Genomic DNA, 26,017 nt, shown 5'->3' with positions numbered 1-26,017 from the left:
CCTGCAGCCTGCGCCGGGGATTGTTCTGCTCAAGTCCTTGTCTTCGGTGGTGGATACCACGGGGGATGGTCTGATCGGAGCGGGGGATACGGCGCGTTATGGCTTTGCCGTGACCAATACCGGCAACGTGGCGCTGGCAGGCGTGACGGTCAGCGATCCGCTGGTATCGGTCTCGGGCGGGCCGGTCAGTCTGGCGATCGGCCAGACGGACAGCACCAGCTTCACCGCGGCCTATGTGCTGACCCAAGCCGACGTGGACCGCGGCTATGTGCAGAACACCGCCACGACGACGGGCCGGGCGGTGACCTCGTCGGGCAGCGATATTCTGGACGGATCGGGCAACCCGGTCACCACCTCCGACACCTCCGATACCGGCACGGCACCGGACGGCACGCCGGTGGCGGCCCCGGCCACGACCGAAAGCCCCGACGGCACTGGCGCCACCGACGCCGACCCGACCAACGACCCGACGGTGGCGCTGCTGGAGCCTGCGCCGCAGATCACGCTGATCAAGCGGCTGACCGGTTCTGTGGACGTCAACGGCAATGGCTACCTCGATCAGGGGGATACGCTGAACTACGCCTTCGAAGTGACGAACACCGGCAACGTTGTTCTGGGAGACGTCAGGGTAACCGACCCGCTGGTAACGGTGGCGGGTGGGCCGATCAGTCTGGCCATTGGTGCCACCGACAGCACCAGCTTCACCGCCAGCTATACGGTGACGGCGGCGGATGTGGTGCGGTCTTATGTCGAGAACACCGCCGAAGTGACAGGCATGGCCGTCACGGCGGCGGGCGATCCGATCCTGGATGGCAGCGGCAATCCGGTGACGGTGACCGATACATCCGACACCGGGACCAACCCGGATGGCAGTCCGGTCACCGATCCGGGCAGCACGGAAACCCCGGATGGCACAGGTGTCACCGATGACGACCCGGCCAATGACCCGACGGTGACGATTGTCGGCCGCCCCGAGATCCATCTGGATATCGCGATTGCCGACATCACCGACACCAATGGCAATGGCATCATAGATGCGGGCGATGTGATCATCTACACCTTCACGGTCACCAACACCGGCGAAGTGGCCCTGAGCGATGCCAACATGGACCCGGCCAGCCTGAGCCTGCCGATGCCGGGGCTGACCTGCACGCCGATCAGCCTTGCGGTGGGCGAGACGCAGACTCTGGTCTGCACTGGCAACACCTACACGATCACACTGGCGGATGTGGCGGCGGAAACGGTGACGCTGACCGGCACTGCCACCGGGGTTTCGCCGGTGGGGCTGGTGGTTTCGGATGACGATGCGGTGGTTTCGCCGGTCATGGGCCTGGGCGGGTTGACCATCACCAAGGTGGTGGACCGCGGGCTGGTGTCGCCGGGCGAGGTGGTGACCTATACGATCACGGTCACCAATACTTCGGCCACGCTGACCTCGGTCACGGACGTGGTGGACGTGCTGCCGCAGGGCTTTGTCTATCAGATCGGCACGGCGACGGTGGCGGGTGTTGCGACCGAGCCGGTGACAGGCGGGCGGACGCTGACCTGGGAGGGTGTGTCGCTGGCACCGGGCGGCAGTGCCGCAGTGGTGCTGGAGGTGCTGGTGGCCGGAAGTGCCGGGCCGGGGGACCATGACAACGTGGCACGCGGTGTCAGCCCCTTGACCGGGCAGCCGGTGACGCCGGACGCGGTGGCGACAGTGCGGGTCGCGGTCGAGCCGGTGTTCGATTGCTCGACCGTGATCGGCCGGGTGTTCGACGACCTGAACCAGGACGGCTATTACAACGGCGAGCCGAAAGAGGACCGGGCGGCGCTGACCGACCAGACTTATGGTGCCGGGAAATGGGGCGCACTGGAAGAGCCGCAGCGCGAGAAGGGCCTGCCGGCGGTGCGACTGATCGCGCCGAACGGGCTGGCGATCACCACCGACGTGCATGGCCGCTTCAGTGTGCCCTGCGCGGCGCTGCCTGCCGACATCGGGTCGAACTTCATGCTGAAGCTGGACACGCGGACGCTGCCGTCAGGCTATCGTCTGACCACCGAAAACCCGCGGGTGGTGCGGGTAACGCCCGGCATGATCACCAAGATGAACTTCGGCGCCACGATCAGCCGGATTGTGCGGGTTGATCTGTCCGGCAAGGCCTTTGGCACCGGCGACGATGCGAAAAAACCGCGTCCGGAACTGATTGCGGCACTGGAGCAGATGGTGGCCAAAATTGCCGACACGCCGGCAATGCTGCGACTGAGTTATCAGTTGGTTGCCGGCGAAAGCGAAGCGCTGGCCCGCCAGCGGATGAAAGCGGTGGAGCGGGTGCTGCGCAAGCTGTGGCCGGCCAACGGGCGCTATCAACTGAACGTGGAAACGGTGATCCAACGCCGGTCCAGCAAGACCGTGAACGAGTGAGGGCTGTGTGATGGACCGCAAGACAGGCAGAACCGGACGCAGCATGGCAAGACTGGCGGGCAGCTCGGCGTTGCTGGCGTTGATGGCCAGCGCCGCCATGGCGGAAACCCAAGGCTGCGCGCTGGTGGGCGGCGTGCTGCCCGAGGGCTGTTTCCAGGCCAACCAAGGCCAGGTGGTGGCGCGTGAAATCGGGGCCAACACCGAGGATGACGGGGCATCCGCGGTGGGAGATCTGGGATTCTCGATCTCGATCGACCCGGTCCGCGCCGGGGGGCCGCGCCAGACGATTGCCGGCGATCCGGTGGTGCAGGGCGATATCCGCGCCGTGGACCGCAGCCTGGAAGACATGGGCGTGCAGCTCAGCTATGACGGGTTGGGCGCAAAGCCCAAGCTGAACGTCAGCACCGTGGACATGCGGCGCAGCTATGTGGCGGGGGAACGGGTCAGCTTTCGCGCCTTCTCCAACTATCCGGCCTGGATCGCCAAGGCCGAAGTGCGCATCCGCGACCGCGATGGCCGGGTGACGCTGGTGCCGATTGCACCCAATGGCGTCGCTGACTGGGTGATGCCTGCAGGCGGCGACCCGGAGATGGACTATGTGCTGCGGGTCTATGACAGTGCCGGGCGCTATGATGAAACCGCCGTGCTGCCGCTGGCGCGGTCGGCCAGGCGGCTGGCCGATCCCGAACTGGATGGGCCGATCGTGGCGGCGGGCGAGGGCGAGGACCGCACGGCGCGGCGGCGCATCCCGGTGCGCGGTGGCGCGGTGACGGTGACCGGCCTTGATGTGCCTGCGGGCACCCGCATCACCGTGATGGGCGAGCCGGTGATCCAGGACCTGCATCGCGGTTTCATCGTGCAGCGCATCCTGCCGCCCGGCGAGCACGGTGTGCAGATCGGCGTCGGCAGCACCAGCGAGGTCCGCAACGTCACCATCCCGGCGCGCGAGGTGTTTGCCACCGGCATCGTCGATCTGACGCTGGGCCGCGACCTGGTGACCGACAAGACCTGGAAGCGTGGCCGCATCGCGGGCTTTGCGCAGGGGGTGACGGCGGATGGCACGCAGCTGACCGCCATGGTGGACACGCGCGAGGATGAATTGCGCGACCTGTTCCGCGATTTCGGCCGCAAGCACCCCGATCAGGTGCTGGCCGGGATCGAGGACGAGGATGTCTGGGTCACCACGGGCGACGATTCCAGCAAGGAAAACCTGGCCCCCACCTCGGGCAAGCTGTTCCTGAAGGTCGAACGGAACGGCAGCCACCTGATGTGGGGCGACTTCAAGCCGACCGAGGATCTGGATCTGGTGGTCCGGTCGGACCGGGCGCTTTACGGGCTGAAGGGCGAATGGCGTGCCACCGAGACGATGGCAAATGGCGAGGCGCGGTTCCGCTTTACCGGCTATGCGGCGCAACCCGACAGCCTGCTGCAACGCGATGTGTTCCGCGGCACTGGCGGCAGCGCCTATTTCTTGTCGCGCCGCGATATTCAAAGCGGCACCGAGACGCTGCTGATCGAGACGCGCGATCCGGTGTCTGGCCGGGTGGTCAGCACCCGTCGGCTGGTCGAGGGGTCGGATTACCGCATCGACTATGTGCAGGGTCTGGTGATCCTGAACGCGCCGCTGTCGCCTTCGGCCGGCGCGGGCGGACTGCTGACGGACCGGCCGCTGGGGGATTATGACCTCAATCTGGTGGCGCAGTATGAATATGTGCCGACCACCGGCGCGGTAAACGGGGTTTCAGCAGGCGGCCGGGCCGAGGTCTGGGCGACCGAAAGCCTGCGCTTCGGCCTTTCGGGCGTGCAGGAAAACAGCGGCGCGGCCGACAGCACGCTGGTCGGGGCCGATGTGTTGTTCCGCCACAGCGAGGGCACATACCTGTCGTTCGAGGCGGCCCGCAGCGAGGGGCCGGGGTTCGGTTCGTCACTGTCGCTGAATGGCGGGCTGGAGATTGATCCGGCAACGCCAAGTGCCGGTGTGCTGGGCGCACCCGCCGATGGCTTGCGGGTGGAAGGCCGGGTCGATCTGGCCGATCTGGGCGGCAAGGGCTTCGTCTCGGGCTATTTCGACCGCCGGGACGCGGGCTTTTCATCGCCCGATCTGGAAATTGCCACCGCGCAGACCACCTATGGGCTGGATGGCGAGGTCGGGCTGACCGACCGGGTGGACCTGACCTTTGGCACCGACCGCTTCGACGATGCGGCGGGCAAGGAACGCACCGATGCGCGGCTGGGTGTGGCGCTGGCAGTCAGCGATACGCTGGGGCTGGAACTGGAAGCCGGCCATACCGACCGCAGCACGCCGGGCAGCACTCTGGCCGAGGACAACGGCACCCGCACCGATCTGGGTGCCAAGCTGACCTGGACGCGGGACGACGATCTGTCGGCCTGGGTGTTTGGTCAGGCGACGCTGCGCCATGCCGGCGGGCTTGGCAGGAACAACCGGTTGGGCTTTGGCGCCGAGGCGCGGCTGTCAGAGGCGTGGACCGTGCTGGGCGAGGCGTCGGACGGCAGCCTTGGGGCTGCAGGGCGGCTGGAACTTGCCTGGGCACCGAACGCGAGCAGCACCTATTCGCTGGGCTACCGGCTTGACCCGACGCGGGTGGCCGAAAGCGCGACAGTGACCGGCCGCGACAAGGGCACGCTGGTGTTTGGCGCGCAAACCCGGCTGAGCGACAGGTGGGCCTACACGGCCGAAAACAGCTATAGCGGCTTTGGCAGCGAGCCGTCGCTGACCAGCACCTATGGGGTGACCTACACGCCGTCGGACACCTGGCGCTATGACTTCGGTATTCTGTCCGGTGAAAACACCGAAAGCGATGGCACCACGATCCAGCGGCAAGGCCTGTCGTTCGGGGTGAAATTCTCGGGCGGCGAGGATTTCAGCGCCGGCCTGCGCAGCGAGCTGCGGTTCGAGGACAGCAACAACCCGGCCCGTGTGCAAGACCGCCAGACCCTGCTGATGTCGGGCTTCTTTGACCGGCGCACCAGCGAAAACTGGCGGCTGATCGGCAATCTGGATGCCGTGCTTTCCGACGCCGATACCGACAATCTGCGCGATGGCCGCTATGTCGAGGCGAGCCTGGGCTATGCCTACCGCCCGATCGACAACGACCGGGTGAACGCGCTGATCAGCTACACTTACCTTTATGATCTGCCGGGCAGCGATCAGGTGAACGTGGACGGCGACGTGAACGGGCCAAAGCAGCGCAGCCATATCCTGAACATGGGGGTCAGTGTCGATCTGAACCAGCAGTTCACGCTGGGGGTGAAATACGGCTTCCGGCAGCGTGAAGAGGCGGCGCGCGGCAGCAACGTCTTCAACAGCTCGCAAGCCCATCTCGGGATCATGCGGCTGGATTACCATGTTGTGCACAACTGGGACATCATGGCCGAAAGCCGCGCGATGGCGTTTCCCAAGGCGAACACCACCGAGTTCGGCGCACTCGTTGCGGTTTACCGCGACATGGGCGACAACCTGCGCCTGGGTGGCGGCTATTCCTGGGGGGGCGTGTCGGACGATCTGCGCAGTATGGAAACCAACCGCGAGGGCGTGTTCCTGAACCTGATCAGCAAGTTCTGACGGCTGCGGACGCCGCTGGTGCTGACGGGCCATCCGGTCGCGCTGGGGGCGTTCATGCCACCTTGCGCCGGGCGGCCACGGGGGCGCGGGATCGATTCTTGCAACCATGGACGGCAACCGGGTGCCCATGGCGGACAACCCGCCGCCGTGGTTTATTGCGACCAGATCGAAACCGGACCGCAGGCGCCAACCCGCTTGTGCAAGCCGGAATGTTGCCCACGACCCGCAAGGCAGTCCGTCCGGGCCTCGCGTTGAAGGTAAGAGGAAGTGCAGAGAAATCACCATGCCAAGCTGTCCGTCGCGCCGATGATGGACTGGACCGACCGGCATTGCCGCTATTTTCACCGCGCGATGACGGCGCGGGCGATGCTTTATACCGAGATGGTGACGGCGCTGGCCGTGATCCACGGGCCGCGCGACCGCCTGCTGGGCTATGACTTGGCCGAGCATCCGGTGGCGTTGCAACTCGGTGGCTCCGACCCGGCGGAACTGGCGCAGGCGGTGCGGTTGGCGGCGCCCTGGGGCTATGACGAGATCAACCTGAACGTCGGCTGCCCCTCGGACCGGGTGCAGTCGGGGGCGTTCGGGGCGGTGCTGATGCTGCAACCGGCGCTGGTGGCCGCCTGCGTGGCGGCGATGCAAGACGCAAGCCCGGTGCCGGTGACGGTGAAATGCCGGATCGGAGTGGATGATCAGGTGCCGGAAGACGTGCTGCCGGCGTTTCTGGAGATGCTGCGCGGCGTCGGGGTCGGCCATGTCATCATCCACGCCCGCAAGGCCTGGTTGCAGGGGCTGTCGCCCAAGGAAAACCGCGAGATCCCGCCGCTGGATTACCCGCTGGTGCTGCGGATGAAGCGGGAGTTTCCCGATCTGACCATCAGCATCAACGGCGGCGTGGCGACGCTGGATCAGGCGCGCGGGCTGCTGGCGCAGGGGCTGGACGGGGTGATGATCGGCCGGGCGGCCTATCACGACCCCGGCGCCACGCTGATCGGTGCCGACACGTTGTGGGGCGACCCACCGGGGCGCGATGCCTTCGGCGTGATCGAGGCAATGCAGCCCTATATCGCGGCGCATCTGGCGCAGGGCGGCAAGCTGCACCAGATCACCCGGCACATGCTGGGGCTGTTCGCAGGCCGCCCCGGTGCCCGCGGCTGGCGGCGGGTGCTGTCGGAACAAGCGGTGCGTGACGGCGCGGGGCTACAAGTGCTGGACGCCGCTTTGGCGCAGGTTCAGCCCGACTGATCCAGCACCAGCCGCGAGGTGGCAAAGGCCAGCGCGCCGCACAGCGCAATCGCCGCCAGCATCGGCAGCACCGTGCCATCGAAGAACGGCCCCGACAGCGCGATCATCGCGCCGCCCGCCAGCATCTGCAAGGTGCCGCCCAGCGAGGCGGCGAGGCCCGCGATGCGGCCATGCTCCTCCAATGCCAGCACCATGGCGGTGGGGATCACCAGCCCCAGACAGGCATTGGCGCAGAACAGCCCGGCGATGGTCAGCCACAACCCGGCATGGCCGCTCAGCGCCACCAGGAACAGCGCCAAGGTGATGGCGGCAAACCCGGCGGTGGCGCGGGCGATCAGTTTCGGCGCGCCGATCCGCTGGCCCAGCCCGGCGGCCAGTTGCGAGGCGGCAAAGAACCCCAGCGCATTCACCGCGAAGGCCAGCGAGAATTGCAGCGGCGACAGCCCGAACGCCGCCGCATAGACGAACGACGCCGAGGCGATGAACACGAAAAAGCTGGCCATGGCAAAGCCGCCCAGAAAGGTCAGCCCCATGAAGCCGCGATGCGCCAGCAGGGTCTTGCAGCCCTGCCACAGCACCGCAATCGACTGCGGCTGCCGCTGATCTGCGGGCAGGGTCTCGGCCAACGCGAATCGGGTGGTGATCAGGCTGACCAGCGCCGCCAGCGCCAGCACGCCGAAAATCTCGCGCCAGCCCGCCACCGCCAGCAGGCCCGCCCCGGCGAGGGGCGCCAGAAACGGCGAGACCGAGATCACCAGCATCACCGCCGCCATCAGCCGCGTCGCCTGATGCCCGGTGAACATGTCGCGGATGATCGCGCGGGGCACCACCATCACTGCGGCACCTCCCAGCCCCTGCACGAAGCGCCCGACCAGCAGTGCCTGCACCGACCCTGCGGCAATGCACAGCGCCGTGCCGACAAGAAACACCCCCAGCCCGACATACAGCGGCAGCTTGCGCCCGGCCTGATCGGCCCATGGCCCGTAAACCAGTTGCGCCAGCCCGAAGGCCGCGAAATAGGCGGTGATGCTGGATTGCATGGCCGGAACCGAGGCGCCCAGATCGGCACCGATGGCGGGCATCGCCGGCAGGTACATGTCGATGGCAAACGGCCCGACGGCCGACAACAACCCCAGCACCAGCGCCGGACGCAACAGGGTATCAGCCATCCGACGCCTCCGCCTGAAACATGCAGATCACAGTAATCTATTCCACCACCGCAGGCCAGAGCCGCTCTGGCACAAGCGGCGCGGGCGGGGTATGTCGGGGCAACCCTTGCGAAAGTGTTGTCCATGGAAGATCCGACCCTGCTTCTGACCCTGCTGGCGCTGCTGCTGGCGATCGGCGCCTTTGCCGGGGTGATTGCCGGGTTGCTGGGGGTGGGCGGCGGCATCGTGCTGGTGCCCGCGTTCTTCTTCACCTTCGAGCAGTTGGGTTATGGCAGCCCGCAACTGATGCAGGTGTGCCTGGCCACATCGCTGGCCACCATCATCGTGACCTCGGTGCGCTCGGTTCTGGCGCATAACCGCAAGGGCGCGGTGGATTGGGCGATCCTGCGAGCCTGGGGGCCGTGGATCGCGGCAGGGGCGGTGCTGGGCATGGCGCTGGCCAGCCAGTTGCGATCCACCACCTTGCAGATCATCTTCGGCGTGCTGGCGCTGATCGCCGGGCTTTACATGGCCTTCGGGCGCGCCGACTGGCGGCTGGGGCCGCAGATGCCGGGCGGCGTCACGCGCACGGGTCTGGGGGGCGCTCTGGGGTTCTTTTCGGTGCTGATGGGCATCGGTGGCGGCACGTTCGGGGTGCCGCTGATGAGCCTTTACAGCCTGCCGATCCATCGCGCCGTGGCGACGGCGGCGGGGTTCGGACTGATCATCGCGCTGCCCTCGGTGCTGGGGTTCCTGCTGCTGGACATCGCGGTGAAACCGCCGTTCACCGTTGGCGCGGTAAACCTGCCCGCGTTCGCCGTGATCATCGCCATGACGCTGATCACCACGCCCCTCGGCGTGCGGCTGGCGCATGCGATGGACCCAAGGCCGCTGAAACGCGCCTTTGCCGTGTTCATCCTGGTGGTGGCGCTGAACATGCTGCGCAAGGCGGCGGGCTGGTAGGGCCTAACCCGGCAGGAAGAAGCCGTCGTGCTGCTGCCAGTAGGCCAGCAGATCGGCAGCGGTGACGGCGGGCAGATCGCGGTGGCGCATGCCGTAAAGATCGACCGCCAGCAATGCGGCCATCCGCCAGGTCTCGATGGCGATCTCGCGGTCGCGCGGGCTGGCCAGTTCGGTCTCGATGGTGCTGGCAGCACAGGTCATGGCAAAGATCACCTCCAGCACCGGCTGATCGGGCCAGCGCGTCGCCAGCAGATGCGCCAGCCCGCGCGCCTCGCCGTGCCCCGACAGCAAGTGCTGCAAGGCCGCCTCGATCATCTGGTCCACAGGAAGCACTGACGGGTTCATTCGGGCGTTGTGGCAAAGCCCGCCCTGCCGGTCACGTGAATTTCGCACAGGTCGGCGGCTTTCAGACCTTTGGCGACGAAGCGCCACAGGCAATGCAACCCAGGCGGGAATTTGGCAATCGGGGCGGGTGCTTATTCGCCCTGCCGCCCGTTACGCCCGCCACGCCGCTTGGCCAGACGCGGGGCGCGGGCGGGCAGTTCGGCGATGATCTCGGCCCGCCGCGCCGGGGTCAGCTGCGACCAGGACGCGATTTCCGCCATGCTGCGCAGGCAGCCGATGCACAGATGTTCGGTCGGGTGAATGACGCAGATCTTGACGCAGGGGCTTTGCACTTCGTCACGCGCCCAGATATTGTCCATCAGCCTGCCTCGCGGGTCATGTGCGCCATGCGGTCCAGCACACCTTGCAGGATATACCCCGCCGCCACATGGTCGATCACCTCGGCGCGACGCTTTCGCGACGTATCCGCCTCCAGCAGCGCCCGTGTGGCGGCAACAGTGGACAGACGCTCGTCCCAGAAACCGATCGGCAACGGGGTCAGCCGCGACAGGTTGCGCGCAAACGCCCGGGTCGCCTGCGCCCGCGGGCCTTCGGATCCGTCCATGTTGCGCGGCAGGCCCAGGATCAGCCCGGCGATCTGCCGCTCGGTGATGATCTTCGCCAAGGCCGCGGCATCGTCGGTGAATTTCACCCGCCGAATGGTCAGCAAGGGCGTCGCCACGCTGCGTGAGAGGTCCGAGACCGCAACGCCGATGGTCTTTTCGCCAAAGTCCAGCCCCGCAACGGCGCGGCGGGCGGGCAGGGTGGCGGCAAACTCCTCGATGGTCTCAAGGACGCTCACTCGGCCACTCCGGCCTTTTGTGCCGCCGCCTGCACGGTTTCCAGCCCGGTGGGGTTCAGCGCAAAGCTGGCCTTGGCCCTGGCCCAGGCCGCGCGCGCCTCGTCGGTCTTGCCCAGCACGCCGTAAGCCCCGATCAGCCGTGCCCATTCGTCGGCGCTGCCGCCACCGGCCTCCAGCCGCGTTGCCAACTGCCCGACCATGGTTTCGATCATCGCGGTGCGGTCGGCCTCGGACATCTCCGCCGCCGCCGCCATGTCGCCTTGCGACGGGCCGGGCATCGCAGGGGCCGACGCACCCGGCACCTGATACTCCACCCCCGCCATCGCCGCCATGTCGCCGATCTGCGCCAGCAGCGTCCGCACCCAGGGGTCGCCCTGGTTCGAGCCTTCCAAGAGCGCCCGCCAGGTCTGGAATCCCAGATCAGGCCGCCCGATCTGCGCCTGCATCAGCCCGACGTAATAGCGGGCAAGGCCGTTTTCCGGGTCAAGCGCCATCGCCTTGGTCAGTTCGCCCTCGGCCTGCGGTGACACAAAACCGCCCGCGGCCATCACCATCAACTCGGCCATCGCCGCATGGTCCTCGGCGGTGACGGCATCGGCCTTCAGCGCGATCACCCGGGCCTGTGCGACCTGAGCGGCGGCGAAATTGCCCAGACGCACTTCGGCATTGGCCAGAATCTCCTGGCCCTGCACATCGTCGGGGCGGTCTTTCACGGTCAGGCGCAGCTTTTCCACCAGCGCCAGATAGTCCGGGTCCAGCGTCGCGGGGTCGGCCGGGCCGGGGCCGAACTGCGCCTCGGCCTGGGTCTGGCTGGGCCGCGCGGTGCGGGTTTGCTCGGCCGCGGCAATCCGGTCCGACATCGGCAGGTCGGCATAGCCCGGCGCGCCCAGCCGCCAGTAGCCCCAGAACGCCCCCGCCAGCAAAAGCACCACCAGACCCGAGATCACCACGCCATTGCCGCCCGAGGCCACCGCCGCATCCGGCCCCGCGGCCAGCGCCCGGTCCGCCTCCAGCACCCGTCGCGAGACTTCGGTGCGCAGACGGGCAGCCTCGTCGGCGGCAATCACGCCGCGCGCCGCATCACGCTCGATCTCGGCCAACTGGTCGCGATACACCCGCAGGTCATAGGCCGCAGCCGGAGCCCCGGCACCGCGGCCACGCCACAGCGCCGTCAGCAGGATCGCCGCCACCATCAGCGCCACCGCCGCCGCAACCGCCCAGAACATCCAGTCTTGCCCGCCCGCCCAGTCGCCCGCCATGTCGCCTCCCGCTGTTGGCCCATGGTGTAACGGCTGATGCCTGCGCGCAAAAGGCCCAATCCGCGCACAGAGCCGTGAAGCCGAGCCGCCCATTTCGCCGCATGTCGCAAATTTCCCGATTGTGCCGCTTGCGGGCGCTGGTAAAGCTGGCAACCGTTCCAGAAGGCAGGGGCAGGCCCGCGACGGAGACAGTGCCATGAAACGCTATTCGGTTTTTGCCATTGCCCGCGAGGCCATGAATTTCCATCAGGGTTGGGAACGTGCCTGGGCTACGCCCGAACCGAAAGCCGCCTATGACGTGGTGATCGTCGGTGCAGGCGGTCATGGCCTGGCCACCGCCTATTATCTGGGCAAGAATTTCGGCATCACCAATGTCGCGGTGATCGAGAAGGGCTGGCTGGGCGGCGGCAACACCGGGCGCAACACCACGATCATCCGCTCGAACTACCTGCAAGACCCCTCGGCGGCGATCTACGAAAAGGCCCGCAGCCTGTATGAGGGGCTGTCGCAGGACCTGAATTACAACGTGATGTTTTCCCCCCGTGGCCTGCTGATGCTGGCGCAGACCCATCACGAGGTGCGGGGCTATCTGCGCACCGTGCATGCCAATGCGCTGCAAGGCGTTGAAACCTCGTGGATTTCGCCCGGCAAGGTGAAGGAACTGGTGCCGATCATCAACATCGACGGCCCGCGCTATCCGGTGCTGGGGGCGCTGTATCAGGCGCGCGGCGGCACGGCGCGGCATGATGCGGTGGCCTGGGGCTATGCGCGGGCGTGCAGCGCCATGGGGATGCACATCATCCAGCAATGCGAGGTGACCGGCGTGCGTTCCGAGGCCGGGCAGGTGACCGGGGTCGAAACCGCCAAGGGCTTCATCGGCTGCAAGAAACTCGGTATCGTGGTGGCGGGTCATTCGGGGCAGGTGGCCGAGATGGCGGGGTTCCGGCTGCCGGTCGAAGCCGTGGCGCTGCAGGCGCTGGTATCGGAGCCGATCAAGCCCTGCATGGACGTGGTGGTGATGGCCAACACCGTGCACGGCTACATGAGCCAGTCCGACAAGGGCGAGATGGTGATCGGCGGCGGCACCGACGGCTTCAACAACTTCACCCAGCGCGGGTCGTTCCACCATATCGAGGAAACCCTGCGGGCACTGATCGAAACCTTCCCGATGATATCGCGGCTGAAGATGCTGCGGCAATGGGGCGGCATCGTCGACATGACCGGCGACCGCTCGCCGATCCTGTCGAAAACGCCTTTGGGCAATTGCTTCATCAATTGCGGCTGGGGCACCGGCGGCTTCAAGGCGATCCCCGGTTCGGGCTGGGCGATGGCGGAACTGATGGCCAAGGGCGAACCCGGCCCATTGGCTGCCGAATTCGGCATGGAACGCTTCCGCGAGGGGCGGTTCATCGACGAATCCGTGGCAGCGGGGGTGGCGCATTGATTAGAGTATATCTGATTGGAATCAGCGCCCTGTTTATCGTGTTGTGGGCGTGCGTTACCATTTACTCCCTGGTTTGCCTCGATCCCAATTTGTTTGAAAGAGCAGGCTCCGTTGGAACCGTTGGTATAGCGCTGCTGACCCTTTTGGACTCAATGGTTGTCGATGGGGGAACATATGGCGAAGGCGAAGCTGGCTGTTTTGAGAAGGCGTTTAGCTCGTTGAAATCGAAACTCCTTTGGATGTCGTTCCTTATCCCTATTACGACGTTGCAATGGGGTTTCGGATCGCTCTTCATTTCTTGCCTTTTCGGAGCAAACTAAATGCTGATCCTGGAATGCCCCTGTTGCGGCGTCAAAGCCTGCGAATCCGAACTGACCCCCGGCTACGAGGCGCATCTGAAGCGCTTTGGCGCGGGCTCCAGCGACGATGATTTCGAATCCTACATGTTCGCGCGCAAGAACCCCAAGGGCGTGCATTTCGAACGCTGGCGCCACAGCTACGGCTGCGGCAAGTGGTTCCTGGCCGCCCGCTGCACCGCCACGCTGGAAGTTTTCGGCACCTATTCTGCGCAATTGGCAGCACCACCCGCCGACCTGCAGGCGAAGATCAAGGCCAAACGACCCGACTGGGAGGGCTTCTGATGAGCACGCGTCTGGCAAACGGCGGCCGGTTGATCGACCGTAGCGCCACCAAGGATTTCTTCTTCAACGGCAGGCGGTTGCGCGGCGTTCTTGGCGATACCCTGGCCTCGGCGCTGCTGGCCAATGACCAGGTGATGGTGGGCCGCAGCTTCAAGTATCACCGCCCGCGCGGCATCGTCGCCTCGGGCGGCGAGGAGCCGAACGCGCTGATGAACATGGGGGTTGCGGGGCGGTTCGAGCCGAACCAGCGCGCCACCACCACGGAGCTGTTCGACGGGCTGACCGCCGAAAGCCAGAACCACTGGCCCAGCCTCGATCTGGATGTCGGCGTGGTGAACAACTATCTCGCGCGCTTTCTGCCCGGCGGCTTTTACTACAAAACCTTCATGTATCCGCGCGCAGCCTGGAAAACCCTGTTCGAGCCGATCGTGCGGCAGTCGGCGGGTCTGGGCAAGGTGCCGCAAGACCGCGACGCCGACCGCTATGAACAGGCCTATGCCTTCTGCGACGTGCTGGTGGTGGGCGGCGGCATCGCGGGACTGCAGGCGGCGCTGGTGGCGGGTGCCTCGGGGGCACGGGTGCTGCTGCTTGAACAGACCGCGCATTGGGGTGGTCGCGCCCCGGTTGATGACGTGCGGATCGACGGCATCGACGCTGAATATTGGGTGACGAGTGCGTTGCAAGCCCTTGGAAAGATGCCGAATGTCACGCTACGGCGTCGCTGCATGGCGGCCGGCGTCTATGACCACGGCTATGTGCTGGCCGACGAGAAACTGGCCGACCACACCCCCGGCGACGGGCGGCCCAAGCATCGGCTGTGGCGCATCCGGGCGGGCAAGATCGTCACCGCGACGGGGGCCATCGAGCGGCCGTTGTCCTTTGCCGGCAACGATATTCCGGGCGTGATGCTGGCCTCGGCGATGCGCGATTATGTGGTGAATTTCGCGGTCAGCCCCGGCGATCGCACCGTTCTGGTCACCAACAACGACGACGCCTACCGCACCGCGATTGCGCTGGTGAAGGCGGGTCTGACGGTGCCGCTGATCGTCGATGCCCGGCCCGAGGCCACCGGCGCGCTGCCGACCGAGGCGCGGGCCCTGGGCATCCGCATCGCCACCGGCCATGGCATCGCCAAGGTCAAGGGCGGCAAGCGGGTCACCGGCGTGGCGATCTGCGCCCAGGCCGGCGAGGGCACCGTGCTGGAGGAGGTCGCCTGCGAGGCGGTCGCCATGTCCGGCGGCTGGTCGCCGGTGGTGCATCTGTGGAGCCATTGCGGCGGCAAGCTGATCTGGGATGCCGCCCAGGGCCATTTCCGCCCCGATGCCAGCCGCCCGGCCACCACGCATGACGGCTCGGCCATGGTGCTGGCGGCAGGGTCGGCCAATGGCGCGTTGCAGGCGGGGGCCGTGCTGGCCGATGCCGCCAAGGCCGGGGCGGATGCCGCGCAAGCCCTTGGATTTGCGGTGAAAGCCGGGTCGCTGCCGCAAGCTGCTGCTGCCGATGAGGCGCCGATGCTGCCGGTCTGGATGATGCCGCAAGGCGCCGGGCCGAAGCTGCGGATGAAGATGTGGCTGGATTTCCAGAACGACGTGAAAGTCTCGGACGTGCAACTGGCGGCACGCGAGGGTTACGAATCGGTCGAACATACCAAGCGCTATACCACCTTGGGCATGGCGACGGATCAAGGTAAGCTGAGCAATATCAACGGATTGGCGGTGTTAGCTCAGGCATTGAATGAAGACATTCCGCAGGTCGGCACCACCACCTTCCGCCCGCCCTATACGCCGGTCACGTTCGGCGCACTGGCGGGTGAAGCGCGGGGCGAGATTTTCCAGCCGCTGCGGCGCACGCCGATGCATGGCTGGCACGAGGCCCATGGCGCTTATTTCGAGCCGGTCGGCCTGTGGCGGCGGCCCTATTGCTATCCGCGACCGGGAGAACGGCACGCGCAAGCGGTGCAGCGCGAGGTGAACAACACCCGGCAACGCCTTGGTTTGCTTGATGCTTCCACGCTGGGCAAGATCATCGTCAAGGGGCCGGATGCCGGGCGTTTCCTCGACATGCTCTATACCGGGGTGATGAGCACGCTGCCGGTGGGCAAGTGCCGCTACGGGCTGATGTGCAACGAAAACGGCTTTCTGTCGGATGACGGCGTGGTGGCGCGGATCAGCGACGATACCTGGCTGTGCCACACCACCTCGGGCGGCGCCGACCGGATACACGGCTGGATGGAAGACTGGCTGCAATGCGAATGGGGCGATTGGCAGGTCTATACCGCCAACGTCACCGAGCAATATGCGCAAGTGGCAGTTGTGGGTCCGAACGCCCGGAAATTGCTGGAGAAAATGGGCGGCATGGATGTTTCCAAAGACGCCTTGCCCTTCATGCAATGGGCCGATGGCACGCTGGGAGGCTTCGGCTGCCGGGTGTATCGGATCAGCTTTTCCGGCGAACTCAGCTATGAAATCGCTGTGCCCGCCGGGCAAGGGCTGGCGTTCTGGCAGGCGCTGCATGACGCGGGGGCGGAGTTTGGCGCGATGCCTTACGGCACCGAGGCGCTGCACATCATGCGGGCCGAGAAGGGCTTCATCATGATCGGCGACGAGACCGACGGCACGGTGATCCCGCAGGATCTGAACCTCGGTTGGGCGATCTCGAAGAAGAAGGCCGATTTCCTGGGCAAGCGCGGGCAGGAGCGCAGCTTTCTGGCCGATCCCGACCGCTGGACGCTGGTGGGGCTGGAAACCGTGGATGGTTCGGTGATCCCGGATGGGGCGATTGCGGTGGCGGCGGGGCTGAATGGCAATGGCCAGCGCAACACGCAAGGCCGGGTCACCTCGACCTATTATTCACCGACCTTGAAGCGCGGCATTGCCATGGGCTTGGTGAAGAACGGCGCGCAACGGCTTGGTGAGGTTATCGAATTCCCCAAGGTTGGCGGTGGCTCGGTTTGGGCGAAGATCGTCGATCAGGTGTTCTTCGACAAGGAGGGGGAGAAGCAGAATGTCTGACCCGGTCAGCGCCCTGGGTGGTGGAAGTTTCGACGGTTTTGCCAGCATCCGCGAGGTCGGCCCTTTGGGCATGATCACCCTGCGGGCCAAGCCGGAGGTCAAGGGGCTGGCTGCGGCGGTGAAGGCGGCGGTGGGCACTGGCCTGCCTGCGGTGCGGCGGATCGAAGTTCAGGGCACCAAGGCCGCGGCCTGGATGTCGCCCGATGAATATCTGCTGATCCTGCCTTTGGCCGAGGTGGGGAAAGCTTTAGCTTTGCTCGACAAGGGGCTGAAAGGGAATCACTATCTGGCAGTTGATGTGTCTGACGCCCGCGCGGTGTTCCGCATCGAAGGCGCCAAGGCCGATCAGGTTCTGGCCAAGCTGTGCCCGGTGGATCTGGCCGCAATGGCCCCGGGCGAGGTGCGGCGCACGCGGGCCGCCCAAGTGGCGGTGGCGTTCTGGCGCGAGGGGGCGGGCTATTCGCTGGTCAGCTTCCGCTCGGTTGCGGGCTATGTGATGGGCCTCTTGACCCATTCAGCGCAGCCGGGGTCGGAACTGGACGCGGGGTGATGGCGGCCACGGCGGGGGACCAGCCCCCCGCACGACGAAAGCAAGCGGGGGGCCAGCCCCCCGCACCACGAAAGCAAGCGGGGGGCCAGCCCCCCGCACCCCCGGGGATATTTATGCAAAGGTGAATGTGGAACGCCGGTTTTGGCCGCAAAGCGCCGCTTGGTCTTGACCTATCGCCTTGGCGCCCCTCTATAAGAGGCAGCGAATTCCGCCAAAGGAGAGAAACCATGGCCTTCACCCTTCCCGATCTGCCCTATGCCCATGACGCGCTGGCGCCGCTGGGCATGTCGCGCGAGACGCTGGAATATCACCACGACCTGCACCACAAGGCCTATGTCGATAACGGCAACAAGCTGATTGCCGGCACCGAATGGGAAGGCAAGTCGGTCGAGGACATCGTCACCGGCACCTATGTTTCCGGTGCCGTGGCGCAAAGCGGCATCTTCAACAACGCCAGCCAGCACTGGAACCACGCGCTGTTCTGGGAGGTGATGGGGCCGAAGGCGCACAGCTTGCCGGGGGCGCTGGAAAAGGCGCTGGTCGAGTCGTTTGGCTCGGTGCAGAAGTTCAAGGACGATTTCGCCGCTGCGGGCGCCGGGCAGTTCGGCTCTGGCTGGGCCTGGCTGGTGCGCGACAAGGATGGCAGCCTGAAGGTCACCAAGACCGAAAACGGCGTCAACCCGTTGTGTTTCGGGCAGAAAGCCCTGCTGGGCTGCGATGTGTGGGAACATTCCTACTACATCGATTTCCGCAACAAGCGGCCGGCCTACCTTGCCAACTTCCTCGACAAGCTGGTGAACTGGGAAGCGGTTGCCGCGCGCCTCTGACCTGACCCAAACCGTTTGATCAAGGCCTGCCCGCAGCCGTGGGCGGGCCTTTTTCATTGGCACTCTGGCAATCACGCCGCGGCATCGCCATGTCTGAAGGGGCGGATGCGGCCCGGACACTTGCGGAGGAAACGTGATGGCGATGCTGACATCGAAGACTTGGGTGGTGGTGGCTGACAGTGAACGCGCGATGATCCTGGAAAACGCTGGCGATACGCGGGCACCGGTGCTGCGGCAGGTGCAGCGGTTCGAGGCACCGGAGGTGTTGAACGCGCCGGGCGGGCCTGCCGATCAGGGCCGCGACCAGCGCACGCCGGTCGAGCCGCCCGACCGGGTGCGGCAGGCGGCCGAGGCGATGGTGGGCGATGTGCTGGCGCGTCTGGCCAAGGGCGGCTTTGAACAACTGGTGCTGGTGGCGCCGCCGCAGGTGCTGGGGGCGATCCGCGACCGGATGCCCGTCGCGGTCAAGGCGCTGGTCAAGGCCGAGGTGCCGAAAACCCTGACCAAGCATCCGCTGCCCAAGGTGGCAGAGCTGGTGGCCGAGGCGCTGGCCGAAGCCTGATACCCTCAACCTGAAACCCGCTTTCGCCCGCCGCCGATTTGCGCCACAAAGCCCGCGCAGCAGGGGGTGGGCATGGGCGAGCAGCGCAAGGGTGTGGTGGCATTGGCCGTGGCCTGCGTGGTCTGGGGCCTGTCGCCGCTGTATTACAAGCTGCTGGCCGCTGTGCCGCCGCTGGAGGTTCTGAGCCACCGCACCCTGTGGTCGCTGGCCCTGTTCGGGCTGATCCTGCTGGGGCAGGGCCGGTTGCGCGAGGTGCCGCAGTTGCTGCGCTCGCACGGCGGGGGGGTGGCGCTGGCTGCGGTGCTGATCTCGGCCAACTGGTTTTTGTTCATCCTTTCGGTGCAGATCGGGCTGACGGTGCAGGCCAGTCTTGGCTATTACATCTTTCCGCTGGTGGCGGTGTTGCTGGGCGTGCTGGCCTTTGGCGAGCGGTTGAACCGCTGGCAGGGGCTGGCGGTGTCGTTGGCGGCGGCGGCGGTGCTGGTCTTGACCTTCGGCCTTGGTGTCGCGCCCTGGGTGGCGCTGGCGCTGGCGACCACCTTCGGGCTTTACGGGCTGATCAAGAAGCGGCTGGTGGCGGGGCCGGTGGTGTCGGTCACCGCCGAAGTGCTGGTGCTGGCACCTTTGGCCGTGGTCTGGCTGGCCGGGGTGCACGGCGGGCTATTTTCCGAATTCAGCCGGGCGGGCGGCTGGTTCGGCCACAGCCTGGGCACTTCGCTGCTGCTGGCGTTTTCCGGGGTGATGACGGCGGGGCCGCTGATTCTGTTCACCTATGCCAGCCAGCGGGTGACGATGGCGACGGTCGGGCTGGTGCAATACCTGAACCCGACGCTGCAATTCCTGTGCGCCACGCTGGTGTTTGCCGAGCCGTTCAGCCGCTGGCATGGCATTGCCTTCGGGCTGATCTGGGCGGCCTTGGCGATCTATTCCTGGCAGGCGCTGGTTCAGGACAGGGCGGCGCGCAGCCGCAATTCGAGGCCCGGCACATCCGCCACCGCGGTGAAATAGTCGCGCATCGCCGGTTCGGCAAAGCCCGTGGCAATCACATGCTCCAGCAGCGCCAGCAGCGGTTGCCAGTAACCCGCGGTATCCAGCAGGAAAATCGGCTTCCCGTGCAGCCCGATCTGCCGCCAGGTCAGCACTTCGAAGAACTCGTCCAGGCTGCCCGCACCCCCCGGCAGCACCACGATGGCGTCCGAGTTCATGAACATCACCTTCTTGCGCTCGTGCATGTCCTCGGTGATCACCAGCTGCCCCAGATCGCGCTTGCCCTGCTCGCGCGCCAGAAGATGCGTCGGGATAACCCCCATGGTGCGGGCGCCTGCGGCCATGGCGGCACGGGCCACCTCGCCCATCAGGCCGACGTCACCGGCGCCGTAAACCAGCCGCCAACCCTGGGCGGCGATCACGCTTCCCAGCGCGCGGGCGGCTTCGGCAAAGGCGGGGTCGGTGCCGGGGCGGGAGCCGCAGAACACGCAGACGGAACGCAAGGCGGGCATGGCTACTCCGGAAATCGGTTGCTTTGTGCCGTGATATCGGGGTTCCTGTCGGAAAGAAAGCGAGGGCCGGAACAGGCCCGGCAGGGGGATGCGATGGGCGATCAAGCGGGTGGCACTCCGGCAGCGCGGGCGACGGCAAGTTTTGCGGTCGCGCTGGTGCTGGCTGTTCTGGGTGGGTTGCTGTGGCGGATGGGGGGCGAGGTGCCCGCGCCGGAGGCGCAAGTCACGGCTCCCACGCCGGAGGTGCAAGTCACGGCCCCCGCGCCGGAGGTGCAAGTGACGGCCCCCGCGCCGGAGGCGCAAGTGACGGCCCCCACGCCGGAGGTGCAAGTCACCAACCTTGCGCCGCAGGTGCAAAGCGATGCCCCCGCGCCTTTGGCGCAAAGCTCGGACCCCGCGCCTTTGGCGCAAAGCTCGGACCCCGCGCCTTTGGCGCAAAGCAATTCCCCCATGCCTTTGGCGCAAGCTCCGGCACCCGAGCCCGAAACCGCCTTGCCCGAAGCGCCCCCCGCGCCGCCGCAGGTGCAGGCCATCGCCCCGGCAGCACCGCCGCCGGCATTGCTGGCGCCACCGCGCTTTGACACCGTGCGGGTCGAACCCACCGGGGCGGCGCTGGTGGCGGGCAAGGCCGCCCCCGGTGCCGGGGTGGCGGTGCTGGTCGATGGGGTCGAGGTGGCGCAGGCCGTGGCCGATGCGCAGGGCAGCTTTGCCGCTCTGTTCGATCTGCCCGGCGCGAGCGCCCCGCGGATGCTGACGCTGCGGATGCAGCCGGGCAGCGGGGCCGCTGTCGCCTCTACCGCAAGAGTGGTGCTGGCCCCGACCACGGCGGCGGATGCCACAGCACCTGCCAGCGCACCGGCCGAGGAACCGGTGGTCATGCTGCTGGACGATGCCGGTGCAACGGTGCTGCAATCTCCGGCTGTCAGCGCCGCGGTGCCCGGCAGCGTCAGCATCGACACCATCAGCTATACCGCCGCGGGGGCGGTGCAACTGGCCGGGCGCGGGGCGGCTGGGGCGGGTTTGCGGTTTTATCTGGAGGATGCCGAACTGGCCACCACGCTGGTGCCGGTCACCGGCCTGTGGGCGCTGACCCTGCCGGACGTGGCACCGGGCCGCTATACGCTGCGGGTCGATCAACTGGATGCCGGTGGCAAGGTGACGGCGCGGTTCGAGACGCCGTTCCAGCGCGAGACGCTGACGGCACTGGCCGCGGCCAGCGGCTATGGTGCGGCCTCCGGTCTTGCGGCAACGCATGAGGCCGGGCCCGTCGATGCCGCCGCAGGTGCAGCTCCCGAGGGGACGCTGGCGACGGCTGAGGCACCCGAAGCGCCAACCGCCGAAGCTGGCACCACGTTTGCCACCGCACCTGCCACCCCAGCGGCCAAGGCCGCGGAAACGGCCATTTCCCCCGTGGCAGAACCGGCCGCGCCTGCGCAACCGGCCGTCGTTGCAAGCTCGGCCCCGGCGGCTGCGACACCGCCCGCACCTGCCGCACCGCTGCAAGTCACCGTGCAGCCCGGATTTACCCTGTGGCAGATCGCCCGGGACAACCTTGGCGAGGGCATCCTTTACGTTCAGGTGTTCGACGCCAACCGCGACCGCATCCGCGACCCCGATCTGATCTATCCCGGGCAGGTGTTCACCGTGCCCAAGCCCTGAAATGCGACCTCTGGCAATCCCGTCGAGTCCGGCATAGGTAAGGCGCTCGAACAGGGGTGAGACCATGCGCAGAACCACGACCTCGGCCGGCAGCGCCGACGCCCATACCACCGAGGCCAGCGGCTGGCAGACCATCAAGCGGGTGTTGCCTTACCTGTGGCCGCAAGACGAGCCTTGGGTGAAGCGCCGGGTCGTGCTGGCGCTGCTGCTGCTGCTGGCGGCCAAGATCATCTCGGTGGCCACGCCGTTCTTCTACAAGGCGGCGGTGGATGCGCTGGCGGGCGAGGCGCCATCGGCGGCCATGCTGCTGGCGTTTTCCGCCGCCGGGCTGACCGTGGCCTACGGCCTTGCGCGGCTGGGTGCTGTGGGCTTTGGCGAGTTGCGCGACGCGGTGTTCGTGCGGGTGGGCCAGCGGGCCTTGCGCAAGCTGGCGCTGGAGACCTTCACCCACATCCACCGCCTGTCGATGCGCTATCACATCTCCCGCAAGACCGGCGGCCTGAGCCGGATCATCGAGCGCGGCGTCAAGGGCGTCGATTTCCTGCTGCGATTCATGCTGTTTTCCATCGGGCCGCTGATCCTGGAGCTGTCGATGGTCTCGGTGCTGTTCGCCTGGCTGTTCGGCATCTGGTATATGGTGGTGGTGGTGGTCACCATCGCGATCTACGTCACCTATACCTTCAAGGTCACCGAATGGCGGGTGAAGATCCGCCGCCAGATGAACGATCAGGACACCGACGCCAACCAGAAGGCGATCGACAGCCTGCTGAACTTTGAAACCGTCAAGTATTTCGGCGCCGAGGGCCGCGAGGCCGCGCGCTATGACCGCTCGATGGCGTCCTACGAGGGGCTGGCGGTCAAGACCGGGCAATCGCTGTCGATCCTGAACTTCGGTCAGGCCAGCATCATCACCACCGGGCTGGTGATCGTGATGGTCATGGCCTCGTTCGGGGTGCAGGACGGCACGCTGACGGTGGGCGATTTCGTCATGGTCAACGCCTACATGATCCAGATCACCATGCCGCTTAACTTTCTGGGCACGGTGTATCGCGAGATTCGGCAGGCGCTGGTCGATATGGGCCAGATGTTCGGCCTGCTGGCACAACCCGCCGAAGTCACCGACAAACCCGGCGCGCCGGCGCTGGCGGTCTCGGGCGGGGCGGTGGAGTTCGACGACGTGCGCTTTGGCTATGACACCGAGCGCCCGATCCTGAAGGGCATCACCCTGCGGGTTGGCGCGGGCGAGCGGGTGGCGCTGGTTGGGCCGTCGGGGTCGGGCAAATCCACCATCGGGCGGCTGTTGTTCCGGTTCTATGACGTGACCGGCGGCGCGGTGCGAATCGATGGCCAAGACCTGCGCGACGTGACGCAAGACAGCCTGCACGCCCGCATCGGCGTGGTGCCGCAGGACACCGTGTTGTTCAACGACTCGGTCTATTACAACATCGCCTATGGCAACCCCGAGGCCAGTCAGGCCGAGGTCGAAGCCGCCGCCCGTGCCGCCCGCATCCATGATTTCATCATGTCCTTGCCGCAGGGTTACGACACGCAAGTGGGCGAGCGCGGGCTGAAGCTGTCGGGTGGCGAAAAGCAGCGCGTCGGAATTGCCCGCACCCTGCTGAAGAACCCGCCGATCCTGCTGCTGGACGAGGCGACCTCGGCGCTGGACACCCAGACCGAGCGGGATATTCAGGACAGCCTCTTGGAAATGGGTCAGGGCCGCACCGTGATCACCATAGCGCATAGGCTTTCCACCATTGCCGACGCCGACCGCATCGTGGTGCTGGAAGACGGTCTGATCGTCGAACAGGGCACCCACGAGATGCTGCTGGGCAACGGCGGGCGCTATGCGGCGATGTGGGCGCGGCAATCCTCGGAGGAAGAAGCGGCGGCGGCGGCCTGAACCTGCTGGCGCCGCGGGCAGGGCTTGGCAACCCCTTGGGCTTGCGTGTAAGACATTGCCAAAGATTGGGAGATCCTTGCCGTGAGCACCCCTGACAGTTTCATCAACGAAGTCACCGACGAGGTGCGCCGCGACCGGCTGTTTGCCACCTTCCGCAAATACGGCTGGATCGGCATCCTGCTGGTGGTGCTGGTTGTCGGCGGGGCGGCGTTCAGCGAATGGAACAAGGCCAGCAAGCGGGCGGCGGCGCAGGCGTTTGGCGATGCGGTGCTGGCGGCGCTCGAAGCCCCCGATCCGGCGGCGCGGCGCGCGGCGTTGGCGGCGGTGCCGGCCAGTGGCGACCGGGCGGCGATCCTGAACCTGATGCTGGCCTCGGACCCGGCGACGGACCGCGCGGGCGCGCTGGCCGCACTGGACAAGGTGGCCGCCGATACCACGCTGCCGGTGGCCTACCGCGATCTGGCGGTGCTGCGCCGGGTGGTGCTGGCGGGGGCCGACATGGCCGTGGCCGACCGCCGCGCCGCACTGGACCCGATTGCCGCACCGGGGCGGCCGTTCCGGCCCTTGGCGCTGGAACAACTGGCCTATCTGCAGATCGAGGCGGGCGATACGGCGGCGGCGATCACCGCGCTGCAAGCCCTGACCGTCGATCAGGAAGCACCATCGGGCTTGCGTCAGCGGGCGGTTCAAGTGATTGTCGCCCTGGGTGGCGACGCGGCGCAGGGCTAAGGCCTTGGCGTGCAATATCCGGTTCAGAACGGGGAGGCCTTCACGGTGAAGCTGAAATCTGCGGTTTCGGGGCTGGCCCTGCTGGCGGTTCTGGCGGGATGCGAAAAGGAACTGATCCTGCCGGGCGAGCGCTTTGACCTGCGCGCGCCGCTGGAGGCCAGCCTGCCGACCGAAGAACAGCCGAGCCCGGTCGATACCTCGCGCGATCTCGACAACCAGTCGGTGCCGATCTCGCTGCCCGGAATGACGGCCAATGCCGAATGGACGCATCGCGGCGGCAATGTGGCCCATATACCGCCGCATGGCGCGCTGTCGGCGGCACCGGTGCGGCTGTGGGCGGCGAATATCGGGGCGGGCAACTCGCGCCGCCAACGCATTTCCGCGGCGCCCATCGTGGCGGGGGGCCGGGTCTTTACGCTGGATTCAACGGCGGTTCTGACCGCCACCACCACCGGCGGCCAGACCGCATGGAGCGTCAGCCTGACGCCGGAAACCGATCATGCCACCGATGTGTCGGGCGGCGGCTTGGGCTATGGCGGCGGTCGGCTTTATGCGGCCACCGGCTATGGTGAATTGGTGGCGATCGACCCGGCCTCGGGTGGCGTGGTCTGGCGCCAGCGGCTGGGGGCACCGGTCACCGGCGCGCCGACGGTGGATGGCGGCACGGTCTATGTGGTGGGCCGCGACAGCTCGGCCTGGGCGGTGGATGCCGTCAACGGCAAGGTGCGCTGGCAATCGCAGGGCACCCCCGGCGGTGTCGGCATGATCGGCGCGGCAGGCCCGGCGATCAGCGGTGCCAACGTGCTGCTGCCGTTCGGCAGTGGCGAGGTGGCGGCAGCCGATCAGGCCACCGGTGCCAAGGTCTGGGCGGCGGTTGTCGGCGGCGAGCGGTTGGGCCGTGGCTACGGCGCGATTGCCGATATCACCGGCGATCCGGTGGTGGCCGGGCCGGTAACCTATGCCGGCATCGCCGGTGGCCGCACCGTGGCGCTGGAAACTGAAACCGGCAAGCAGATCTGGTCCTCGGGCGAGGGGGCGCTGGCGCCCGTTCTGGCGGTGGGCGGCTCGGTCTTCCTGGTCAACGACGAGGCGAAACTGGTGCGGCTGGATGCAGCCACGGGGGCGGTGATCTGGAAGGTCGAGATGCCGTATTTCGTGAAGGGCAAGCCGAAGAAGCGCAAGGCCATTACCGCGCATTATGGCCCGGTGCTGGCGGGCGGGCGGCTGGTGGTGGCCAGTGGCGACGATCTGATCCGCTTCTTCAGCCCGACCGATGGTTCGCTGGTGGCCACGGCCGATCTGCCGGGCGGGGCTGCGGCGCAACCGGCGCTGGCGGGCGGCGTGCTGTATGTCGTCACCGGCAATGGCCAACTTCAGGCTTTCCGTTAGGCACCGGGCGGTGTA

General features: G+C 66.8%; 21 protein-coding genes. 15 read left to right on the top strand and 6 right to left on the bottom strand.

From position 1 onward, the window contains the following. From RSW2DRAFT_RS05795 to dusA, 3 genes are all read left to right on the top strand, one after another. The coding region (locus RSW2DRAFT_RS05795) for a DUF7507 domain-containing protein (RefSeq protein WP_156790645.1) at window positions 1-2,404 on the top strand (2,404 nt) is incomplete at its 5' end. A 10-nt stretch (window positions 2,405-2,414) separates the two neighbouring features. Next, window positions 2,415-5,987: a TonB-dependent receptor gene (locus RSW2DRAFT_RS05790; RefSeq protein ID WP_008028977.1), complete on the top strand. Its 3,573-nt coding sequence runs from the start codon at window positions 2,415-2,417 to the stop codon at window positions 5,985-5,987. Window positions 5,988-6,254: 267 nt separating this feature from the next. After that, on the top strand, window positions 6,255-7,232 hold the full coding sequence (gene dusA / locus RSW2DRAFT_RS05785; RefSeq protein ID WP_008028974.1) for a tRNA dihydrouridine(20/20a) synthase DusA: 978 nt from the start codon (window positions 6,255-6,257) through the stop codon (window positions 7,230-7,232). Here the strand turns inward: dusA and RSW2DRAFT_RS05780 are convergent. Continuing rightward, on the bottom strand, window positions 7,220-8,401 hold the full coding sequence (locus tag RSW2DRAFT_RS05780) for a multidrug effflux MFS transporter (RefSeq protein WP_008028972.1): 1,182 nt from the start codon (window positions 8,399-8,401) through the stop codon (window positions 7,220-7,222). The genes dusA and RSW2DRAFT_RS05780 overlap by 13 nt on opposite strands. 123 nt (window positions 8,402-8,524) lie before the next feature. Here RSW2DRAFT_RS05780 and RSW2DRAFT_RS05775 point away from each other — a divergent pair, with 123 nt between their 5' ends. Beyond that, entirely contained in the window at window positions 8,525-9,343 is an 819-nt protein-coding gene (locus RSW2DRAFT_RS05775) for a sulfite exporter TauE/SafE family protein (protein WP_008028971.1), read from the top strand. A gap of 3 nt (window positions 9,344-9,346) precedes the next feature. Here RSW2DRAFT_RS05775 and RSW2DRAFT_RS05770 read toward each other — a convergent pair whose 3' ends face one another. From RSW2DRAFT_RS05770 to ccmI, 4 genes are all read right to left on the bottom strand, one after another. Beyond that, window positions 9,347-9,676 (bottom strand): hypothetical protein, encoded by a 330-nt coding sequence (locus RSW2DRAFT_RS05770; protein ID WP_198008073.1) that lies wholly within the window; start codon window positions 9,674-9,676, stop codon window positions 9,347-9,349. Between the two features lie 143 nt (window positions 9,677-9,819). Further along, window positions 9,820-10,050, bottom strand: coding sequence for a DUF1289 domain-containing protein (locus RSW2DRAFT_RS05765; protein ID WP_040671660.1), 231 nt, complete (start codon window positions 10,048-10,050; stop codon window positions 9,820-9,822). Beyond that, window positions 10,047-10,529 carry a Holliday junction resolvase RuvX gene (ruvX, locus tag RSW2DRAFT_RS05760; protein ID WP_008028966.1) on the bottom strand — a complete coding sequence of 161 codons (483 nt, stop codon included), beginning with the start codon at window positions 10,527-10,529 and terminating at the stop codon, window positions 10,047-10,049. Before ruvX ends, RSW2DRAFT_RS05765 begins: the two co-directional genes overlap by 4 nt. Continuing rightward, on the bottom strand, window positions 10,526-11,788 hold the full coding sequence (ccmI, locus tag RSW2DRAFT_RS05755) for a c-type cytochrome biogenesis protein CcmI (protein ID WP_008028963.1): 1,263 nt from the start codon (window positions 11,786-11,788) through the stop codon (window positions 10,526-10,528). Before ccmI ends, ruvX begins: the two co-directional genes overlap by 4 nt. Before the next feature lie 196 nt (window positions 11,789-11,984). Here ccmI and RSW2DRAFT_RS05750 point away from each other — a divergent pair, with 196 nt between their 5' ends. The 7 genes from RSW2DRAFT_RS05750 (at window position 11,985) to rarD (ending at window position 19,831) form a co-directional block, all read left to right on the top strand. Beyond that, window positions 11,985-13,232, top strand: coding sequence for a sarcosine oxidase subunit beta family protein (locus RSW2DRAFT_RS05750; protein ID WP_008028961.1), 1,248 nt, complete (start codon window positions 11,985-11,987; stop codon window positions 13,230-13,232). Window positions 13,233-13,552: 320 nt separating this feature from the next. Then, window positions 13,553-13,873 (top strand): sarcosine oxidase subunit delta, encoded by a 321-nt coding sequence (locus RSW2DRAFT_RS05740; RefSeq protein ID WP_008028960.1) that lies wholly within the window; start codon window positions 13,553-13,555, stop codon window positions 13,871-13,873. Continuing rightward, window positions 13,873-16,884, top strand: a complete 3,012-nt coding sequence (locus RSW2DRAFT_RS05735; protein ID WP_008028958.1) for a sarcosine oxidase subunit alpha family protein — start codon at window positions 13,873-13,875, stop codon at window positions 16,882-16,884. Before RSW2DRAFT_RS05740 ends, RSW2DRAFT_RS05735 begins: the two co-directional genes overlap by 1 nt. Continuing rightward, entirely contained in the window at window positions 16,877-17,434 is a 558-nt protein-coding gene (locus RSW2DRAFT_RS05730; protein ID WP_008028957.1) for a sarcosine oxidase subunit gamma, read from the top strand. Before RSW2DRAFT_RS05735 ends, RSW2DRAFT_RS05730 begins: the two co-directional genes overlap by 8 nt. 227 nt (window positions 17,435-17,661) lie before the next feature. Beyond that, window positions 17,662-18,261, top strand: a complete 600-nt coding sequence (locus RSW2DRAFT_RS05725) for a superoxide dismutase (RefSeq protein WP_008028956.1) — start codon at window positions 17,662-17,664, stop codon at window positions 18,259-18,261. A gap of 136 nt (window positions 18,262-18,397) precedes the next feature. Then, window positions 18,398-18,823 carry a baeRF12 domain-containing protein gene (locus RSW2DRAFT_RS05720; protein WP_008028955.1) on the top strand — a complete coding sequence of 142 codons (426 nt, stop codon included), beginning with the start codon at window positions 18,398-18,400 and terminating at the stop codon, window positions 18,821-18,823. Window positions 18,824-18,895: 72 nt separating this feature from the next. Continuing rightward, entirely contained in the window at window positions 18,896-19,831 is a 936-nt protein-coding gene (gene rarD / locus RSW2DRAFT_RS05715) for an EamA family transporter RarD (protein WP_008028954.1), read from the top strand. Here rarD and RSW2DRAFT_RS05710 read toward each other — a convergent pair. Further along, window positions 19,768-20,322: an LOG family protein gene (locus RSW2DRAFT_RS05710; RefSeq protein ID WP_008028953.1), complete on the bottom strand. Its 555-nt coding sequence runs from the start codon at window positions 20,320-20,322 to the stop codon at window positions 19,768-19,770. The two genes, rarD and RSW2DRAFT_RS05710, sit on opposite strands and share 64 nt — an antisense overlap. Before the next feature lie 93 nt (window positions 20,323-20,415). On the opposite strand from RSW2DRAFT_RS05710, the gene RSW2DRAFT_RS05705 reads away from it, so the two are divergent. The 4 genes from RSW2DRAFT_RS05705 (at window position 20,416) to RSW2DRAFT_RS05690 (ending at window position 26,002) form a co-directional block, all read left to right on the top strand. Continuing rightward, on the top strand, window positions 20,416-21,981 hold the full coding sequence (locus tag RSW2DRAFT_RS05705) for a LysM peptidoglycan-binding domain-containing protein (RefSeq protein ID WP_008028952.1): 1,566 nt from the start codon (window positions 20,416-20,418) through the stop codon (window positions 21,979-21,981). A 64-nt stretch (window positions 21,982-22,045) separates the two neighbouring features. After that, window positions 22,046-23,884 carry an ABCB family ABC transporter ATP-binding protein/permease gene (locus tag RSW2DRAFT_RS05700; RefSeq protein WP_008028951.1) on the top strand — a complete coding sequence of 613 codons (1,839 nt, stop codon included), beginning with the start codon at window positions 22,046-22,048 and terminating at the stop codon, window positions 23,882-23,884. Between the two features lie 81 nt (window positions 23,885-23,965). Beyond that, a complete protein-coding gene (locus RSW2DRAFT_RS05695) occupies window positions 23,966-24,613 on the top strand; it encodes a hypothetical protein (protein ID WP_008028950.1) in 648 nt (215 codons plus the stop codon). A gap of 45 nt (window positions 24,614-24,658) precedes the next feature. After that, window positions 24,659-26,002: a PQQ-like beta-propeller repeat protein gene (locus RSW2DRAFT_RS05690; protein WP_040671690.1), complete on the top strand. Its 1,344-nt coding sequence runs from the start codon at window positions 24,659-24,661 to the stop codon at window positions 26,000-26,002. Window positions 26,003-26,017 lie beyond the last annotated feature (15 nt).

The organism is Rhodobacter ferrooxidans, from assembly GCF_000176015.1.
In the GTDB taxonomy this organism is placed as follows: domain Bacteria; phylum Pseudomonadota; class Alphaproteobacteria; order Rhodobacterales; family Rhodobacteraceae; genus Pseudorhodobacter_B; species Pseudorhodobacter_B ferrooxidans.
This window is presented reverse-complemented; position numbering and strand designations above follow the sequence as displayed.

Coding starts and splice junctions, on each gene's coding strand:
- RSW2DRAFT_RS05775 (WP_008028971.1), top strand. CDS start 8,525: ATGGAAGATCCGACCCTGCTTCTGACCCTGCTGGCGCTGCTGCTGGCG.
- RSW2DRAFT_RS05790 (WP_008028977.1), top strand. CDS start 2,415: ATGGACCGCAAGACAGGCAGAACCGGACGCAGCATGGCAAGACTGGCG.
- RSW2DRAFT_RS05725 (WP_008028956.1), top strand. CDS start 17,662: ATGGCCTTCACCCTTCCCGATCTGCCCTATGCCCATGACGCGCTGGCG.
- RSW2DRAFT_RS05730 (WP_008028957.1), top strand. CDS start 16,877: ATGTCTGACCCGGTCAGCGCCCTGGGTGGTGGAAGTTTCGACGGTTTT.
- RSW2DRAFT_RS05750 (WP_008028961.1), top strand. CDS start 11,985: ATGAAACGCTATTCGGTTTTTGCCATTGCCCGCGAGGCCATGAATTTC.
- RSW2DRAFT_RS05740 (WP_008028960.1), top strand. CDS start 13,553: ATGCTGATCCTGGAATGCCCCTGTTGCGGCGTCAAAGCCTGCGAATCC.
- rarD (WP_008028954.1), top strand. CDS start 18,896: ATGGGCGAGCAGCGCAAGGGTGTGGTGGCATTGGCCGTGGCCTGCGTG.
- RSW2DRAFT_RS05705 (WP_008028952.1), top strand. CDS start 20,416: ATGGGCGATCAAGCGGGTGGCACTCCGGCAGCGCGGGCGACGGCAAGT.
- RSW2DRAFT_RS05700 (WP_008028951.1), top strand. CDS start 22,046: ATGCGCAGAACCACGACCTCGGCCGGCAGCGCCGACGCCCATACCACC.
- ccmI (WP_008028963.1), bottom strand. CDS start 11,788: ATGGCGGGCGACTGGGCGGGCGGGCAAGACTGGATGTTCTGGGCGGTT.
- RSW2DRAFT_RS05735 (WP_008028958.1), top strand. CDS start 13,873: ATGAGCACGCGTCTGGCAAACGGCGGCCGGTTGATCGACCGTAGCGCC.
- RSW2DRAFT_RS05720 (WP_008028955.1), top strand. CDS start 18,398: ATGGCGATGCTGACATCGAAGACTTGGGTGGTGGTGGCTGACAGTGAA.
- RSW2DRAFT_RS05710 (WP_008028953.1), bottom strand. CDS start 20,322: ATGCCCGCCTTGCGTTCCGTCTGCGTGTTCTGCGGCTCCCGCCCCGGC.
- RSW2DRAFT_RS05780 (WP_008028972.1), bottom strand. CDS start 8,401: ATGGCTGATACCCTGTTGCGTCCGGCGCTGGTGCTGGGGTTGTTGTCG.